Raw genomic sequence first — 15281 nt, forward strand, 5'->3', positions numbered from 1 at the left:
TGTCGCCGGCTGCCCGTACGCCCCCTCCGCGAAGCGAGAAGGGGCGACGTGCAACGGGAAGGCGCGCAGCGCCTCAGGGGGTCAGTCCAGCTTCACGCCCGCGCTCTTGATGATGGCCCCCCAGCGCTTGGACTCCGCGCGCGACATGGCCAGGAACTGCTCGGGCGTGCCGGGCAGCGCCTCCATGCCGAAGTCCTGCATGCGCTTGACCACGGCGGGGTTGGCCAGGGCCTTGTTGAGCTCGGCGTTCAGGCGCTGCACCACGGCCGGGGGCATCTTGGCCGGGCCCAGGATGCCCTGGAAGGCATAGACCTCGGTATCGGGCACGCCGACCTCGGCCAGCGTGGGCAGCTCGGGCAGGCTGGGCACGCGCTTGCCCGTGCCGATGGCCAGGGCGCGCACCTTGCCCGACTGGATCACGGGCAGGCCCGAGGCCAGGTCCAGGAACATGCAGGGCACCTGGCCGCCCATCACGTCGGCCAGCGCAGGCGCCGCGCCGCGATAGGGGATGTGCGTCAGGAAGGTGCCCGTGCGGTTCTTGAACATCTCCATGGCCAGGTGGTGGGGCGAGCCGTTGCCGGGAGAGGCGTAGTTGACCTGACCCGGATGCGCCTTCACGTAGGCCAGGAATTCCTTGAAGGTCTTGGCCTCGAAGTTCGGGTTCACCACCAGCGCCATCGGGAAGCGGCTGATGCCGCCGATGTAGGTGAAGTCCTTTTCGGGGTTGAAGGACAGCTTGCTGAACAGGTGCTCGTTGTAGGCCAGCACGGCGTTGTCGGCCGACATGATGGTGTAGCCGTCGGGCTTGGCCGTGGCCACGATCTGGGCGCCGATGTTGGTGGAGGCGCCGGGGCGGTTGTCCACCACGATGGTCTGGTTCAGCGTCTGGCGCATGGCCTCGGCCACGGTGCGCGCCAGCACGTCGGTGCCGCCGCCGGGCGGATAGGGCACGACCCAGCGGATGTTGCTGGCGGGCCAGTCCTGCGCCTGTGCAAAAGGCGCGGCCATGCCGGCCGATGAGGCCGCCACGGCGGCCAGGAATTGTCTACGGTCCATTGTTGTCTCCTGTGGGATGGGTGTGGATGGGTCCTGGCCGCGCCCTGTTGCTCTTGTTCATGGAGGCGGCGGCCGTGTGTTTCAGGGCGGGCTGGCTGCGGGGAACTCCACGCGCTGCACCTTGAAGCCCTGGGCCGCCAGCAGCGCCGGCAGGCCACGCGTGCCCACCATGTGCAGGGCGCCCACGGCGGCGAACACGCTGCGGCCGGAACGGATCTGCCGCGCCACTTCGCGCGCCAGGCCGGGGTTGCGGCCATAGACCATGCGGTCGTAGTCGGCACGCTCGGCGGCATTGGCCATGCAGTCGCACCAGTCGGGCAGGCTCTCCAGCAGGTGGATGCGGCCATCAGCCCAGACGCCTGCGATCAGCCCCAGTTTCTGGGACGCGGTGCCGCTTTCGAGCTGGCGCAGGCCGGACTCCACCGTCTCGGCCACGCGCGCGGGGTCGTCCGAGACCAGCTCGCGCAGTTGCAGCTCGGGTGTCTCCAGCGACAGCACGGGCTTGCCCAGGGCCAGCGCCACGCCGGCCAGCGAGAAATCGATGCCATAGGACGCGTCCAGCCCCTCGCTGCGGCCGGCCAGCGACAACAGGGAGATCACCTGGGCGTCGGGGCGCAGCAGGGCCAGCTCGGGGCCGGCGCAGGCCAGGCGCCTTTGCTCCTCAAGCCGGCGCTGGAGATCGCCGCGCAGCGGCGGCGCATCGGGCCGCGCCTGCATGCCGGCGAACAAGACCTTCATGACCTCGGGATCGAGGATGTTCAGCTCCAGCGCCAGGCTGTCGGAGGCGCGCAGCGCGTCCGCCACCGTGGGGCCGGGCACGCTCCAGCCGAGCTTGGCCGCGTGCATGGTGCCGTAGAGCCAGCTGGTGCGGCCCCGGTGCTCGATGCGCCACAGCAGCCCACGGTCCTGCGCCTTGCGCTGCAGGGCGCGGATCTCGTCCGGGCCGGGCATGCGCGCCTCGGGCGGGCAGGTGACGGGGTCCGCGGCCGGGGGCGCCGCGAATGCCGCGGCCAGCGGCGACAGCGCCAGCGCGGCCAGGCCGGCGCGCAGCGACCTGCCCGCCAGGCGCCACCAGGGTGCGCAGACGCGGCTCATTCGGCAGGCTCGACGATGTTCTGGTCGATGGCGCCGAAGATGCTCTGGCCGTCCTTGCCCTTCATCTCGATGCGGATGGTGTCGCCGAAGCGCATGAACTCGGTCTTGGGCGCGCCGTCCTGGATGGTCTCTATGCAGCGCTTCTCCGCAATGCAGCTGTAGCCCTTGGGCCACTCCATGCGCCGGTTCTTGCCCTTGCCGCTTTCCACGCCCTTGTTGCTCACGGTGCCGCTGCCCACGATGGAGCCGGCGCGCACATTGCGCGTCTTGCAGATATGGGCGATGAGCTGGCCGAAGTGAAAGCTCATGTCCTCGCCCGCATCGCACATGCCGACCTTGCGGCCGTTCCAGGTGGACTGCAGCGTCAGGTGCAGGCGGCCGCCCTTCCAGGCGTCGCCCAGCTCGTCCAGCGTCACGGCCACCGGGCTGAAGGAGGTGGCGGGCTTGGACTGGAAGAAGCCGAAGCCCTTGGACAGCTCATTGGGGATCAGGTTGCGCAGGCTCACGTCGTTGGCCAGCATGACCAGGCGCACGCCGCCCAGCGCACGCTCGGGCGTGGCGCCCATGGGCACGTCGGCGGTGATGACGGCGATCTCGGCCTCGAAGTCGATGCCCATGGACTCGCTGGGCACCACCACATCGTCGCAAGGGCCCAGGAAATCGTCGCTGCCGCCCTGGTACATCAGCGGGTCGGTGTAGAAATTGGCAGGCACCTCGGCGCCGCGCGCCTGGCGCACCAGCTCCACATGGTTGATGTAGGCCGAGCCGTCGGCCCACTGGTAGGCGCGCGGCAGCGGCGCCATGCACTGGCGCGGATCGAAGGCAAAGGCATGGACCGCCTTGCCGCTGTTGAGCAGGTGGTACAGGTCCTGCAGCTGGGGCGCCATGTAGCTCCAGTCGTCGAGCACCTGCTGCATGCGGCTCGCTATGCCGGTCGCATAATGGGCCTGGCTCAGGTCGCGTGACACCACGACCAGTTGCCCGTCCCGCGATCCGTCCTTGTATGTGGCAAGTTTCATGCTGCTCCCCCGTGCCGCCGCCGCGCGCCACGGCATCCGGGCAGCGGCCTGGATACCCATGGCGACGCAGCCACGAATTACGATAAGTTAAATTGATTTAACTAAACAAAACCAAATTCTATTGCAATGGATAAGGAACGCGCAGGGATTCAATCGGTAGAGGTCGGTTTTACATTGCTGGAGGCTCTGACGCGCGCCCGGGGCCCGCAGATGCTCAAGGACCTGGCGTCCGACGCCGGCATGAGCGCCGCCAAGGCCCACCGCTACCTCGTGAGCTTCCAGCGCATCGGCCTGGTTACCCAGGACGCGCGCACCTCCCGCTACGACCTGGGCCCGGCCTCGCTCAAGCTGGGCCTGGCATCGCTGGCGCGGCTGGACCCCGTGCGGCTGGCGCGCGAACGCATGCCCGCGCTCATGGAGCGCATCCACCACACGGCGGCCATCGCCGTCTGGGGCAACCACGGGCCGACCATCGTGCACTGGGAGGAAAGCGCGCAGTCGGTCACCGCCAATCTGCGCCTGGGCGACGTCATGCCCATGCTGGCCTCGGCCACCGGGCGCTGCTTCGCGGCCTGGCTGCCGCGCGAGGTCACGGCCCCGCTGCTGGAGCCCGAGGTGGACAAGGCCCGCCGCATCCAGCGCAAGGACCTGCCGCTCACCCCCGAGGCCATAGACGCCATGCTGGCCGAGGTGCGCGAGCGCGGCACCGCACGGGTGGTCGATACCGTGCTGCCCGGCATCGTGGCCTTTTGCACGCCGGTCTTCGACTCCTCGGGCCATATCGTGCTGGGCCTGACCACGCTGGGCTCGATTGCCACCTTCGACCCCGAATACGGCGGCGCCATCGATGCGCCCCTGCGCGAGGCCTGCGTGCAGCTGTCCCAGGACCTGGGCTGGAATGCCTGAAATGCACCTGCGCCAGCGCGCCCTGCCCGCCCTCACCGCCGTGGTGCTGGGCGGCCATGCGCTGGCCCTGCTGGGCCTGCCGCTGTGGAACCAGGTATCGGCACCGCGCACCGAGGTGGCGGCCATGCAGACACGGGCGCTGTCCCTGCCCGAGCCACCCGCGCCCCCGCCCGCCGCCGCGCCCGAGACACCTGCGCCCGTACCCAAGCCGCAACCCCGCCCTCGCCCCAAGGTCCAGCGCCCGACACCCGCCGCGCCCACCGCACCCGTGGCCGAGCCGCTGGACACGCCCATCCGCGAAACCGTGGAGCCCTTGCCGATGGCCGCAGCGCAGGAGCCTGCTGCATCGGACGCCTCGGAAACCGCCCGTGCTGCTGCCGATACGGGTGCCGGCAGCGAGCCAACTCCGGCCACACCGCCGGCGCCGCCCGCTCCCAAGCCCGAACCCGAAACACCGCCCACGCCCTCGGCCGGCCCGGCCCAGGGCATGGCCATCACCTCGCCCGACGGCACGCCGCTGGCCTCCGACGCCCCCGTTCCCGTGCAACTGCCCGATCCCGCGCGGCTGTCGTTCGCCGTCACCGGCCAGGCCAAGCGCTTCAACTATTCGGCCAATGCCGAGCTGGTCTGGCGCCATGCCAACGGCCAGTACCAGGCCAGCCAGGAAGTCAGCCTGTTCCTGCTGGGCTCGCGCTCGCAAACCAGCGAGGGCCGCATCACCGACAGGGGCCTGGAGCCCAGCCGCTTCAACGACAAGGCGCGCAAGGAGCAATCGGCGCAGCTGGCGTTCGACCAGAACCTGGCGCGCTTCAGCACGGGCGCGCCCGACGCGCCCATCGCGCCCGGCGCCCAGGACCGGCTCAGCGTGTTCCTGCAGCTGTCGGCCCTGCTGGCGGCGGCGCCGCAGCGCTACCCGGCGGGCACGCAGATCAGCTTCATCACCGTCAGCGCGCGGCGCGCCGACCGCTGGACCTTCCGCGTGGGCGAGACCGAGACGCTGGACCTGCCCTCGGGCAGCACGCAGGCGCTGCGGCTGGACAAGATCGCGGCGGCCGGCGATGACCAGCAGGCCTCGCTGTGGCTGGCGCCGTCCATGCAATACCTGCCCGTGCGCATCCGGCTGGCGCAGGACAACGGCGACTTCGCCGATCTGCAGCTCAAGAGCCGCCAGGCGCCTTGACACACGGGACACCGGTGGGACACCGGTGATTTCCCGGTAGTCCTGCACTTGCAGCCACCGCCACCGCCCGCCTACCACAGCGCGGCCTGCGGCACACGCCGCAGCGCATGCCAATCCGTGGAATACTGCATGCAAGTGCCTGCGATAGATCGGGACCCCCACGGTCCTTGAAATCCGGCGCTTCGCAGCCATGTAGGCTGTGCGACGCCCGGCAACGGGCCAGAAAGGGAACACCATGCAAATGCTTTACGACTCCGAATCTTTTGTGGTGCTCCATCTGCGTCCCGACATGGATCCGGATGCAGCGGCCGGCGAAGCTGCGGTCAATGCCGCCCGCCAACTGCCACGCCACGGCTTCGAAATCGTGGACAAGCGCTCGGGCAAGGAGGTCTACCTGGATGGATCCTGGGCCGAGATGTTCCAGAAGCAGATCATCGCCTGGCAGCAGGACGCCCCCACCGAGGAAGAGGTCGAGGACGCCCTGGAGCGCTACGCCGGCCTGGCCCAGCAGCCTGTCGTGGTCCACTGACAGCACACAGCGCACGGTCCCGTGAAGGGACTTCGCGCCAGGCCCGCCGCAGAGAACCTGCGGCGGGCCTTTTCTTTGGGCGCGGCCATTGCGCGCACCCTGGTGCTTTCACCGATCCGCAGGCTGCGCCTGCTGCCTAGAATCGCCGCACAGGTTCAAGATTTGAAGACCATCTGTGAGATGGTCTTGTCGCGCCTGTACGGTTTGCCGGCCTCTTGCAGAAACACAGGAGGCCAGCATGCAGACCAGCATCCACAGGGTTCGCGGCGTTCAGGATGTCATCGCCTACATCGACGCACGCCAGGGCATTTCAGGCCGCGCCGGCACCATCTGGTGGCTGGCCCTCGGCGGACTTTTCCTCGACGCATTCTCCAACTCCGCACTCAGCGTGGGCCTGGGCCCCATGACGCGCGACCAGCAGCTGACGCCGGCCGAAGTGGCCTGGATGACGTCGCTGGCCTCCTGGGTGTCCATCGCCTTCAACCCCATCGGCGGCTGGATGGCCGACCGCTGGGGCCGCATGCGCCCCCTGGTCATCGCCAAGGTGCTGGCCGTGGCCGGCGCGCTGCTGGTCAGCATGGCGCCCGACTACGCCACCATCCTCTTCGGCCGCTTCTTCGTGGGCGCGGCCTATGGCATCGACTTCGCCATCGCCATGGCGGTGCTGGCCGAATTCACGCCCGCCCGCCTCAAGAGCCGGCTCAATGTCTGGCAGGGCATGTGGTACATGGCCGTGTGCAGCAACCTGGTGCTGGCGCTGTGGTTCCATTCCTGGGACGTGGGCGATTCGCTGTGGCGCTATTCGGTGGCCGCCACGGCGGTGTTCGGCCTGTTCATCCTGGGCATGCAGGCCGCGCTGCTGGTGGAAAGCCCGACCTGGCTGGCACGCAAGGAGCGGCTGGATGACGCCGCCCGCGCCATGACGCGCATCTACGGCGCACACGGCCAGCGCTTCGAGGCCGCGCCGCCCGCCGAACGCCTTCCCGTGCTCAACCCGGCCCGGCGCGGCCTGGCCAATGTGCTGCTGATCTTTCGCGGCATCTACCTGCCGCGCACGCTGCTGGCGGCCACGGTGCAGATAGGCCAGTCCATCCAGTACTTTGCCGTGGGCTGGTACCTGCCGCTGATCAGCGCCTCGCTGTTCGGCAAGGACTTCCGCGAGGCCACGCTGGGCGCGCTGGTGTTCAACGTGTTCGGCATCGTCGGCGGCTTCCTGTCGCCCGTCATCGGGCGCAGGCTGGGCCTGCGGCGGGCCTCGGCCTTCGGCTTTGCGCTGGTGTTCCTGATGCTGCTGGTGCTGGGCCTGTTCAACGGCCGCATGCCGATCTGGCTGGCCGTGGCCGTGCCCTCGCTGTTCATCCTCTTTCACTCGGGCGGTCCAGGCGCCAACGGCAAGAGCCTGTCCACGCTGTCGTTCCGCAGCGAGCTGCGCGCGGGCGCCAACGGCGTGATCGGCGCGCTGGGCGCCATGGGCGCGGCGCTGGGGCTGCTGGTGTTCCCGCTGTTCCGCCAGCAGTACGGGCTGGAGAACACCTTCCTCATCCTGTCCGTGGTGCCGCTGCTGGCCAGCATCGTCTGCTTTTCCATCCGCTGGGACCCCACGCGCACCACGGTGAACCCCGACGACGAGCCCGGCGCGCCCCAGTTCGCGGACGACGCCGCCCCGCCCGCCAAGATCGCTCAAACCACCGCCTGAAAGAGAACACCCCATGCACCATGAAGCCGTGATCCTTTGCATCGACGAAGGCACCTCGGGCACGCGCGCCGCCGTCGTGGGGCGCGACGGGCAGGTGTCCGCCCAGGACTATCTGCCGCTGGAAATCCACTGTCCGCGCCCCGGCGTGGTCGAGCAGGACGCCGACCTGCTGCTGGAGCGCACGCTGGACGTGTGCCGCCGCGCCATCGCCCGCGCCCAGGGCAGCGGCCAGCAGATCGTGGCCCTGGCCATTGCCAACCAGCGCTGCTCGGCCGTGCTCTGGGACACGGCCACGGGCCGTTCGCTGGCGCCCATCATGGTCTGGCAGGACTCGCGCCACCGCGACGAACTGGCCCTGCTGGCCGGCGACTGGGATGCCCGGCTGATCCGTCACGCGGGCCGGCCCGTGGGCGTGCGTTCGCCCTACCTGTGGGCCGCGCACAAGCTGCGCGAATGCCCGGCCGTGGCCCAGGCCTGGCAGCAGCGCCGCCTGGCCTTCGGCACCATCGACTCCTGGCTGCTGTGGCATCTGTCGGATGCGCGCGCCGTGGTCACCACGCCCACCAACGTGACCTCGGGCAACGCCTATGCGCTGGGCGATCACCGCTACCTGCAGGACTGGCTGGACGCGCTGGAGTTTCCCGCCGAACTGCTGCCCCGCCTGTGCGAGGACGTGCAGGACTTCGGCCGCACGCGCACCGAGCTGCTGGGCCTGGCCGTGCCCATCCTGGCCTGCGCGGGCGACCAGCATGCGGCCGCCGTGGGCCTGGGCTGCCTGGAGCGGGGCCAGGCGCTGTGCGTGCATGGCACGGGCAGCTTCGTCGATGTGCTCACGGGAACAAAGCTGCCCGCGCATGACGCGGCCCATGAAAGCTCGCTGACCATGACGGCGCGGCGCATGGACGGTGTCTCGCGCTATGCCATCGAGACCTATGTGCCCACCACGGGATCGGCGCTCAACTGGATCTGCGAGAAGCTGCAGTGGTTCGACAACCCGCAGCAGATCAGCACCCTGGCCCGCGAGGCCGAGACGCCGACCGACCTGGTCTTCATCCCCGCGCTCACCGGCCTGCGCCTGCCGGCCATGGAGCCGGGCGCGCGGGCCTCGATCTCGGGCGTGTCCATGGCCACCTCGCGGCCGCAGCTGGCGCGCTCCATCCTCGAAGGCATTGCGCATTCCGTGGCCTCCTGCGTGCAGGCGGACGAGGCGGCCGCAGGCACCGAGGTGGGCGAGCTGCTGGTGGGCGGCGGCCTGTCGGGCAGCGATGCGCTGCTGCAGATCCAGGCCGACCTGGGCGGCCTGCCCGTGCGCCGCCTGGCCGATACCGACAAGGCCAGCCTGCGCGGCATCGCCTTCATGGCCGGCAGCGCAGGCCTGCTGTGGGACGGGCTGGAGCAGGCCTGCGCCACGCTGCGCACCGAAGCGGTCTTCACCCCGCGCATGGCCGCCGAAGAGCGCGGCGAGCGCCGCCGCATCTGGCGCGCCCGCGTGGGCGACGAACTGGCCCGCGCCCGGGCCCCCGGCCGCAGCGCCGCCCTGGAGGGCTGCGCATGATGCAATGGCCCTTTGGCAAGGAGCGCAGGGACAGCGCCGCACTGACCCAGACCGCGCCGCTGCAGCTGCAGCGCGCCGACCAGCTCGCGCGGCTGGGCGACGAGGCCTTCGACCTGCTGGTCATCGGCGGCGGCATCACGGGCGCCTATGCGGCGCTGGACGCCAGCCTGCGCGGCCTGCGCGTGGCGCTGGTGGAGAAGGACGACTTCGCCTCGGGCACCTCGTCCAAGTCCTCCAAGATGGTGCACGGCGGCCTGCGCTACATCGAGCAGGGCAACCTGGGACTGGTGCGGCACTCGCTGCTGGAGCGCCAGCGCCTGCGCCGCAATGCGCGGCACCTGGTGCAGCGCCTGCCCTTCCTGTTTCCCGTGATGGAACGCGACGGCGTCTTCGACGCCCGCCTGGCCAAGGCCTTCGGCAGCCTGCTGTGGACCTACGACCTGGCCGGCGGCTGGCGCGAAGGCATCCTGCACCGCAAGCTCGGCAAGGCCGAGGTGCTGTCGCACTGCCCGACCTTCCGCGAAGAGCAGCTCCTGGGCGGCTACATGTACTTCGATGCGCGCGTGGACGATGCGCGGCTCACGCTGGCCGTGGCGCGCACGGCGGCCTTCCATGGCGCGGCCGTGCTCAACCATGCCCGGGCCACCGCCATCACGCGCAACGCCCACGGCGGCGTGGACGGCGCCATCGTCCAGGCCGATGGCCGCGAGATCACGGTGCGCGCGCGCAGCGTGGTCATGGCCACGGGCGTCTGGCTGCGCGACTGGGATGGCCGCAGGCCCGACCAGCAGGCGCAGCTGCACGTGCGCCCCGCCAAGGGCGTGCACGTGGCCATTCCCTGGCTGCGCATACGCAACGACTGCACCGTCACCATCCCCGTGCCGGGCCGCAGCCGGCGCGCCACCATCACGCGCTGGGGCGATGTGTCCTACCTGGGCACCACCGACGAGGACTATGCGGGCAGCCTGGACGACGTGCACTGCACGCGCGCCGAGCTGGACTTCCTGCTCGAAGGCGCCCGATCGGCGCTCAAGGTGGACCTGTCGCCCGAGGACGTGGTCGGCTCCATCGCCGGCTGCCGCCCCCTGGTCGGCCCGCCCGGCGGCAAGACCGTGGAGATGAAGCGCAACCACGAGATCCATGTGGCAGCCGACGGCCTGGTCACCATCGTCGGCGGCAAGCTCACCACCTCGCGCCACATGGCCGAGCAGACCGTGGACGCCGTGGAAAAGCTGCTGGGCCGGCGCACGCGCTGCACCACCGCCTCGGCCTTCCTGCTGGGCGCGGCCGGCTACGACGCCCAGGCCATCACGGCCACGGGCGGACTGTCGGCCCACCTGGGCGAGCGCTACGGCACGGAGGCGCGCTTCGTCAGCGACATCCTCGACGCGCATCCCGCGCTGGCCCGGCCCATCGTCGAGGGACTGCCCCACACCGAGGCCGAAGTCCTCTACGCCGCGCGCCACGAAATGGCGCGCACGGTGGAAGACGTGCTCTCGCGCCGCATGCGCGCCCGGCTCATGGCGCGCGATGCATCGGCCCGCGCCGCAGCGCGCGTGGGCGACATCCTGGCCCAGGAACTGGGGCTGGCACCTGCGCAGATAGCGCAGCAGATCCACGACTACCGCCGCGCCATGGAGCGCGAGAAACAGATTTTGATGGGAGACATCCAATGCTGAGCAAAGACGCAATCGCCCGCGGCTACAACCGCCGCAACTACGTGGTGGGCGCCCCCACGACCCCGGGCTGGGCGTCGCAGGCCGCACCCGCAGCCGACCGCCCTGCCTCCGAAGGTCCTGCCTGCGGCCTGCAGCACGAGCCCGTGGCCGTGCCCGAGGCCGCGCTCGCCGCGCTGCGCGCCGCCTGCGACCGCGTGCAGACCGAGCGCGCCGACATCGTTGCCGGCACGCGCGACTGGTGGGCCCGCACCATGGTGGCCGAGACCTCGGGCCACCCGGCCACGCCGCAGGCCGTCATCGCCCATGCATCCACCGTGGAGCAGGTGCAGGCCGTGATGCGCATTGCCGACGCGCACGCCATTCCCGTCACCGTCTCGGCCGGGCGCAGCAACGTCACGGGCGCGGCCCTGCCCCTGCGCGGCGGCATCGTGCTGGACCTGTGCGAACTCAATCGCTTCATCGCCATGGACGAGCAAAGCCAGATCGTCGAGGTCGAGGCCGGCATGTTCGGCGACGTGTTCGAGGAAACCATCCAGCGCCGCCACGGCATGACCATGGGCCACTGGCCCTCGTCCTTCGGCATCAGCACCGTGGGCGGCTGGGTGGCCTGCCGGGGCGCGGGCCAGCTGTCCACGCGCTACGGAAAGATCGAGGACATGGTCCACGGCATGGACGTGGTGCTGGCCGATGGCCGCCTCGTCACCGTGGGCGGCTACGCGCGCGCGGCCATCGGGCCGGACCTGCAGCAGCTGTTCATCGGCTCGGAAGGCACGCTCGGCGTGATCGTGCGCATCCGCTTCAAGCTGCACCGCCTGCCCGACCACGGCCGCGCCATCGCCTATGGCTTCGCCAGCTTTGCCCAGGGCCTGGAGGCCTGCCGACAGATCCTGCAGCAAGGCGCCAACCCCGCCGCGCTGCGGCTGTACGACGCGCTGGAAAGCGGCGTGCAATTCGGCCGCAGCGACCTCAACGTGCTGCTGATCGCCGACGAAGGCGCGCCCGAGATCGTCGATGCCGTCATGGCCATCTGCGAACGTGTGTGCGCACCCTTGGGAGAACGGCTGGACGGTGCCGCCACCCTGGAGCGCTGGCTGGACACGCGCTACCTGACCGGCAAGAGCGCCGAGGGCTTCAAGAAAGGCCCGGGCTTCGTCGCCGACACGCTGGAGATGTGCGGCCCCTGGAAAGACCTGCCGGCCATCTACGAGGAAGTGGTCGCCGCCCTGCAGGCCATCCCCGGCACCCTGGCCGGCTCGGCCCACCAGTCGCATGCCTATGTGGATGGCGCCTGCCTGTACTTTTCGCTGCGCGGCGAGGTGGCCGTGGACCAGCGCGCCCAGTGGTACCGCGCGGCCTGGGACGCGGCCAACGCCGTGCTGCTGCGCCACGGCGCCACGCTCAGCCACCACCACGGCGTGGGCCTGCTGCGCGCGCCCTACATGCGGCAATCGCTGGGCCCGGCCTTTGCCCTGCTGGAGGCCACCAAGCGCATGCTGGACCCCAAGAACCTGCTCAACCCCGGCAAGCTGGGGCTGGACCTCTGACATGGGCCGCCCGGACAACTCCCTGGGCGCGCGGCTGGCGCGCCGCCCCGTCATCGCCACCCTGTACGGGGCCGAGCAGATGGACGCGCTGCTGGCCAGCCAGGCCGAGGTCGCCATCGTCGCCAACATCGAACTGCGCCGGCTGCGCTCGGTGATCTCCACCATCACCGGGGCGGGCAAGATCGCCATCGTCAACATCGACAGCTGCGACGGCATCTCGCCCGACAAGGGCGGCGTGGACTACCTTGTGGACCTGGGCGCCAGCAGCCTGCTGTCCACGCGCGTGGCCACCATCCAGCGCGCCAACAAGGCCGGGCTGCTGACCATGCAAAAGGTCTTCGTCACCGACCGCTCCACCTGGCCGCGCAGCATCAAGGCCGTGGAGCAGAGCGACCCCAACCTCGTGCAGATCATGCCCGCCCCCATGCTGGCCCACATCACCGAGGCCGAGCGCCGCATCCTGCCGCCGCTCGTGGCCTCGGGCTTCGTCTGCAGCCAGGAGCAGGTCCAGCAGGCGCTGGCCGGTGGTGCGATTGCGGTATCGACCAGCGACAGTGGGCTGTGGTGAGGTGGGCCCTAGGCCGTGCGCGACGCGGCCGGCCCGCGCGCCTCCACCCAGCGGAACAGCGGCGCCACCAGCAGCAGCACGGCGATCAGCCGGCAGACCTGGAAGGCCGTGACCACGGGCACGCCCAGCTGCAGCACCTTGGCGGTGATGGCCATCTCGGTGATGCCGCCCGGCGAGGTACCCAGCAGCAGCGTGACCCAGGGCAGGTCCGCGGCCAGGTGCAGCAGCCAGGCGAAGCCCGCGCAGATCGCCATGAGCCCCACGGTGCCCACGGCCACGGAGCCCAGCCAGCGCGGCGCGGTGTGCAGGAATTCGCGCTTGAAGCGCACGCCCAGGCTGATGCCGATCACCAGTTGCGCCGCATTGACCAGGGCCTGGGGCACGGCCGACAGTTCCTGGCCGCACATGGTCAGCAGCATGGACACCAGCAGCGCGCCCAGGAACCAGGGGTTGGCGCGCCTGAGCCGGTCCATGGCCCAGGCGCCCAGGCCCGTGAGCACGGCCAGCAGCGCCAGCCCCGGCCATTCGACGATGCGGATGCTGGGCGGCGTCAGCCCCTCCAGCCCGTGCAGGCCACTCCACTGCAGCGCGAACGGAATGCTCACGGTGACGATGACCAGGCGCAGGCTGTGGCTGGCCGCCACCAGGTCGGTGCGCGCGTTCTCGCGCTCGGCCAGCAGCGTCATCTCCGACGCCGCGCCAATGGCGCCCGCGAAGTAGGTGGTGGCGCGCATCTCGCCAGCCGGTATCTGCGGCATGCGCGGCGCATGCACGCGGTACAGCCAGGCGCCGAAGCCCCAGCCCAGCAGCAGCGCCCAGACGATGGCCACGGCAATCGCCCACCACAGCCCCGCGATCAACTGCACCACGGCCGGCGTGAAGTACAGGCCCAGCGAGGCGCCGATGATCCACTGCCCGCCGTTGCGCAGCCGGCCCGCGCTGGCCGTGGGCGCGCCCAGGATGGAGGCCAGCGAGGTGGCGATCAGCGGCCCCAGCATCCAGGGCAGCGGCGTGCGCAGCCACAGGCACAGCTGGGCGGCGGCAAGGGCGCCCAGCAGGGTCAGTGCGATGCGAAGCAGGAAAATGGGGCGGCGCTCGGGCATGGCAGGCGAGGCAGGGGCAGGTCCAAAGCCTGCGAGTATCGCCGCGCCGGCTCCCGCGCGCTGCCGGCGGCGCTATCTCCGTGACAGGTCCGCGCCGCGCCGCACGGCCATCTCACGGCCCATGGCCGCCTGCGTTGCCTCTGGCAGCAGGCCGCGCGCCTGGGGGTAGGCCAGCCGCTCTTCATTCTCGACATGGCTGGCATAGCAGGCCGCGAAGCGTTCGAACACCTCCTCGTCAGCCGCGCCAAAGCCCTGGGACTGCCCCTCGGCCATGTCCAGCAGCGGCTGGCGCGCCAGCGCCCAGTCGGCACTCATCAGGCCGTGCTCGCGCTGCAGGCGCTGCACCAGCGCCACGGTCTGCGCATCGCCCTGCTCCAGCAGCGGGGGGAAGACATGCAGCTCCTCATCCTCATGGTGCAGCGGCGCCGCCTGGTCGAAGTAGCGCAGGATGTCGCGCGCCGCCTGGCGTGCGCTGTCGTCGCAACCTTTGGTCCGGAGATGCACGCGCAGCCGGTCCAGCAGCGCCAGCATGCGCAGCACGCGCTCGTGGCAGGCTTCGAGCATCTCGAAGGGCTGGTCGAAGCCCACGGCCGGTGCGCTCCAGCCTGGAAGCGTGGAGGTTCGCTGTGCAGGATCGTGGTTCATTTTTTGTCCAGCAAGACTCTCGACAAAGACAGGGTAGCGCAACGCCTGCGCTTCATCCCTGCCCGGCAGTCAGCCGCCGCAAGCCATCGCGGAATTTGCCAAAGCTTGGCGATTCATTGCGCTCCACATCCAGGTGCGGGCCTATGTTCCTGGCCCACTCATGCTTGATCTGCCCCGGCAACGGCCAGCCGGCATGTTTGATGGCGGCGTGGCCGCCCGGATGGATTGCGTCGGCCAGCAGTTCCCAGGTGCCGCAAACGCTGTCTTGCCGGTAGCGGGCCAGCACATCCTTTTTTGCTTTGGGGTAGGCGGCAATCAGCGCCTGGCGATCGCCGAGGTACCAAGCCTCCATCTCCTCGATGGCGAGGCGAAACAGGGTTCGGGGCGCGGGGTCACATTGCTGGAGTATCGCGTCCAGTTCGCCAAGAAATTGCCTGCAGTCGCGTGTGTCGCTGTCAAGAACCACCACGACGGCATCAATGCCGTGCGTCTTGCCATGCGCTCGCAGAATCCCCGGCAGCCTGTCAAGCAAGGTCATCTTGACGGGATCGCCTTTCTTGCCGAGTCCTTTGGGGATGCGGCCGATCCCCTTGAAATCGTGGATTCGCCAGGTGTGCGGCTGGCCTTGTTCGCCAATGATCTGCGGCAGCAACGTTTCGACCAGCCGTGCGCCTGAACCATCCTCCACCAGCACCTCGATATGCAT

The 15281-nt window shown here is 70.0% G+C and carries 14 protein-coding genes; 8 read left to right on the plus strand and 6 right to left on the minus strand.

Features of this window, described 5'->3' with window-relative positions; translation table 11 throughout:
* Nucleotides 1-81: 81 nt before the first annotated feature.
* The 3 genes from DTS01S_RS01340 to DTS01S_RS01350 all read right to left on the minus strand — a co-directional run bounded on the left by DTS01S_RS01340 (nt 82) and on the right by DTS01S_RS01350 (nt 3170).
* Complete coding sequence (locus tag DTS01S_RS01340; RefSeq protein WP_016446620.1) at nt 82-1056, minus strand: Bug family tripartite tricarboxylate transporter substrate binding protein; 975 nt, start codon at nt 1054-1056, stop codon at nt 82-84.
* Nucleotides 1057-1137: 81 nt separating this feature from the next.
* Nucleotides 1138-2151, minus strand: coding sequence for a TraB/GumN family protein (locus DTS01S_RS01345; protein WP_017407315.1), 1014 nt, complete (start codon nt 2149-2151; stop codon nt 1138-1140).
* A complete protein-coding gene (locus DTS01S_RS01350; protein WP_026062874.1) occupies nt 2148-3170 on the minus strand; it encodes a fumarylacetoacetate hydrolase family protein in 1023 nt (340 codons plus the stop codon). Before DTS01S_RS01350 ends, DTS01S_RS01345 begins: the two co-directional genes overlap by 4 nt.
* A 126-nt stretch (nt 3171-3296) precedes the next feature.
* Here DTS01S_RS01350 and DTS01S_RS01355 point away from each other — a divergent pair, with 126 nt between their 5' ends.
* From DTS01S_RS01355 to DTS01S_RS01390, 8 genes are all read left to right on the plus strand, one after another.
* On the plus strand, nt 3297-4076 hold the full coding sequence (locus DTS01S_RS01355) for an IclR family transcriptional regulator (protein WP_012203056.1): 780 nt from the start codon (nt 3297-3299) through the stop codon (nt 4074-4076).
* Nucleotides 4069-5256 (plus strand): DUF3108 domain-containing protein, encoded by a 1188-nt coding sequence (locus tag DTS01S_RS01360; RefSeq protein ID WP_017407312.1) that lies wholly within the window; start codon nt 4069-4071, stop codon nt 5254-5256. Before DTS01S_RS01355 ends, DTS01S_RS01360 begins: the two co-directional genes overlap by 8 nt.
* 235 nt (nt 5257-5491) lie before the next feature.
* Nucleotides 5492-5785, plus strand: a complete 294-nt coding sequence (locus tag DTS01S_RS01365) for a BTH_I0359 family protein (protein WP_017407311.1) — start codon at nt 5492-5494, stop codon at nt 5783-5785.
* A 238-nt stretch (nt 5786-6023) separates the two neighbouring features.
* Nucleotides 6024-7481: an MFS transporter gene (locus tag DTS01S_RS01370; protein WP_016451943.1), complete on the plus strand. Its 1458-nt coding sequence runs from the start codon at nt 6024-6026 to the stop codon at nt 7479-7481.
* A gap of 13 nt (nt 7482-7494) precedes the next feature.
* Nucleotides 7495-9036, plus strand: a complete 1542-nt coding sequence (locus tag DTS01S_RS01375; RefSeq protein ID WP_061287202.1) for an FGGY family carbohydrate kinase — start codon at nt 7495-7497, stop codon at nt 9034-9036.
* Nucleotides 9033-10715: a glycerol-3-phosphate dehydrogenase/oxidase gene (locus tag DTS01S_RS01380; RefSeq protein WP_061287204.1), complete on the plus strand. Its 1683-nt coding sequence runs from the start codon at nt 9033-9035 to the stop codon at nt 10713-10715. Before DTS01S_RS01375 ends, DTS01S_RS01380 begins: the two co-directional genes overlap by 4 nt.
* Nucleotides 10709-12259: an FAD-binding oxidoreductase gene (locus tag DTS01S_RS01385; RefSeq protein WP_061287205.1), complete on the plus strand. Its 1551-nt coding sequence runs from the start codon at nt 10709-10711 to the stop codon at nt 12257-12259. The genes DTS01S_RS01380 and DTS01S_RS01385 overlap by 7 nt, the downstream gene beginning before the upstream one ends.
* A 1-nt stretch (nt 12260) precedes the next feature.
* Nucleotides 12261-12827 (plus strand): glycerol-3-phosphate responsive antiterminator, encoded by a 567-nt coding sequence (locus DTS01S_RS01390; protein ID WP_012203049.1) that lies wholly within the window; start codon nt 12261-12263, stop codon nt 12825-12827.
* 8 nt (nt 12828-12835) lie between these two features.
* Here DTS01S_RS01390 and DTS01S_RS01395 read toward each other — a convergent pair whose 3' ends face one another.
* The 3 genes from DTS01S_RS01395 to DTS01S_RS01405 form a co-directional block, all read right to left on the minus strand.
* Nucleotides 12836-13930 carry an AbrB family transcriptional regulator gene (locus tag DTS01S_RS01395; RefSeq protein WP_017407420.1) on the minus strand — a complete coding sequence of 365 codons (1095 nt, stop codon included), beginning with the start codon at nt 13928-13930 and terminating at the stop codon, nt 12836-12838.
* A 72-nt stretch (nt 13931-14002) separates the two neighbouring features.
* Complete coding sequence (locus DTS01S_RS01400) at nt 14003-14575, minus strand: hemerythrin domain-containing protein (RefSeq protein ID WP_017407421.1); 573 nt, start codon at nt 14573-14575, stop codon at nt 14003-14005.
* Nucleotides 14576-14627: 52 nt separating this feature from the next.
* Nucleotides 14628-15281 carry a DUF4276 family protein gene (locus DTS01S_RS01405; RefSeq protein ID WP_026062994.1) on the minus strand — a complete coding sequence of 218 codons (654 nt, stop codon included), beginning with the start codon at nt 15279-15281 and terminating at the stop codon, nt 14628-14630.

Origin of the sequence: Delftia tsuruhatensis NBRC 16741, from assembly GCF_001571325.1 — a bacterium.
Lineage (GTDB): Bacteria > Pseudomonadota > Gammaproteobacteria > Burkholderiales > Burkholderiaceae_C > Comamonas > Comamonas tsuruhatensis.

Coding starts and splice junctions, on each gene's coding strand:
- DTS01S_RS01340 (WP_016446620.1), bottom strand. CDS start 1,056: ATGGACCGTAGACAATTCCTGGCCGCCGTGGCGGCCTCATCGGCCGGC.
- DTS01S_RS01345 (WP_017407315.1), bottom strand. CDS start 2,151: ATGAGCCGCGTCTGCGCACCCTGGTGGCGCCTGGCGGGCAGGTCGCTG.
- DTS01S_RS01350 (WP_026062874.1), bottom strand. CDS start 3,170: ATGAAACTTGCCACATACAAGGACGGATCGCGGGACGGGCAACTGGTC.
- DTS01S_RS01355 (WP_012203056.1), top strand. CDS start 3,297: ATGGATAAGGAACGCGCAGGGATTCAATCGGTAGAGGTCGGTTTTACA.
- DTS01S_RS01360 (WP_017407312.1), top strand. CDS start 4,069: ATGCCTGAAATGCACCTGCGCCAGCGCGCCCTGCCCGCCCTCACCGCC.
- DTS01S_RS01365 (WP_017407311.1), top strand. CDS start 5,492: ATGCAAATGCTTTACGACTCCGAATCTTTTGTGGTGCTCCATCTGCGT.
- DTS01S_RS01370 (WP_016451943.1), top strand. CDS start 6,024: ATGCAGACCAGCATCCACAGGGTTCGCGGCGTTCAGGATGTCATCGCC.
- DTS01S_RS01375 (WP_061287202.1), top strand. CDS start 7,495: ATGCACCATGAAGCCGTGATCCTTTGCATCGACGAAGGCACCTCGGGC.
- DTS01S_RS01380 (WP_061287204.1), top strand. CDS start 9,033: ATGATGCAATGGCCCTTTGGCAAGGAGCGCAGGGACAGCGCCGCACTG.
- DTS01S_RS01385 (WP_061287205.1), top strand. CDS start 10,709: ATGCTGAGCAAAGACGCAATCGCCCGCGGCTACAACCGCCGCAACTAC.
- DTS01S_RS01390 (WP_012203049.1), top strand. CDS start 12,261: ATGGGCCGCCCGGACAACTCCCTGGGCGCGCGGCTGGCGCGCCGCCCC.
- DTS01S_RS01395 (WP_017407420.1), bottom strand. CDS start 13,930: ATGCCCGAGCGCCGCCCCATTTTCCTGCTTCGCATCGCACTGACCCTG.
- DTS01S_RS01400 (WP_017407421.1), bottom strand. CDS start 14,575: ATGAACCACGATCCTGCACAGCGAACCTCCACGCTTCCAGGCTGGAGC.
- DTS01S_RS01405 (WP_026062994.1), bottom strand. CDS start 15,281: ATGCATATCGAGGTGCTGGTGGAGGATGGTTCAGGCGCACGGCTGGTC.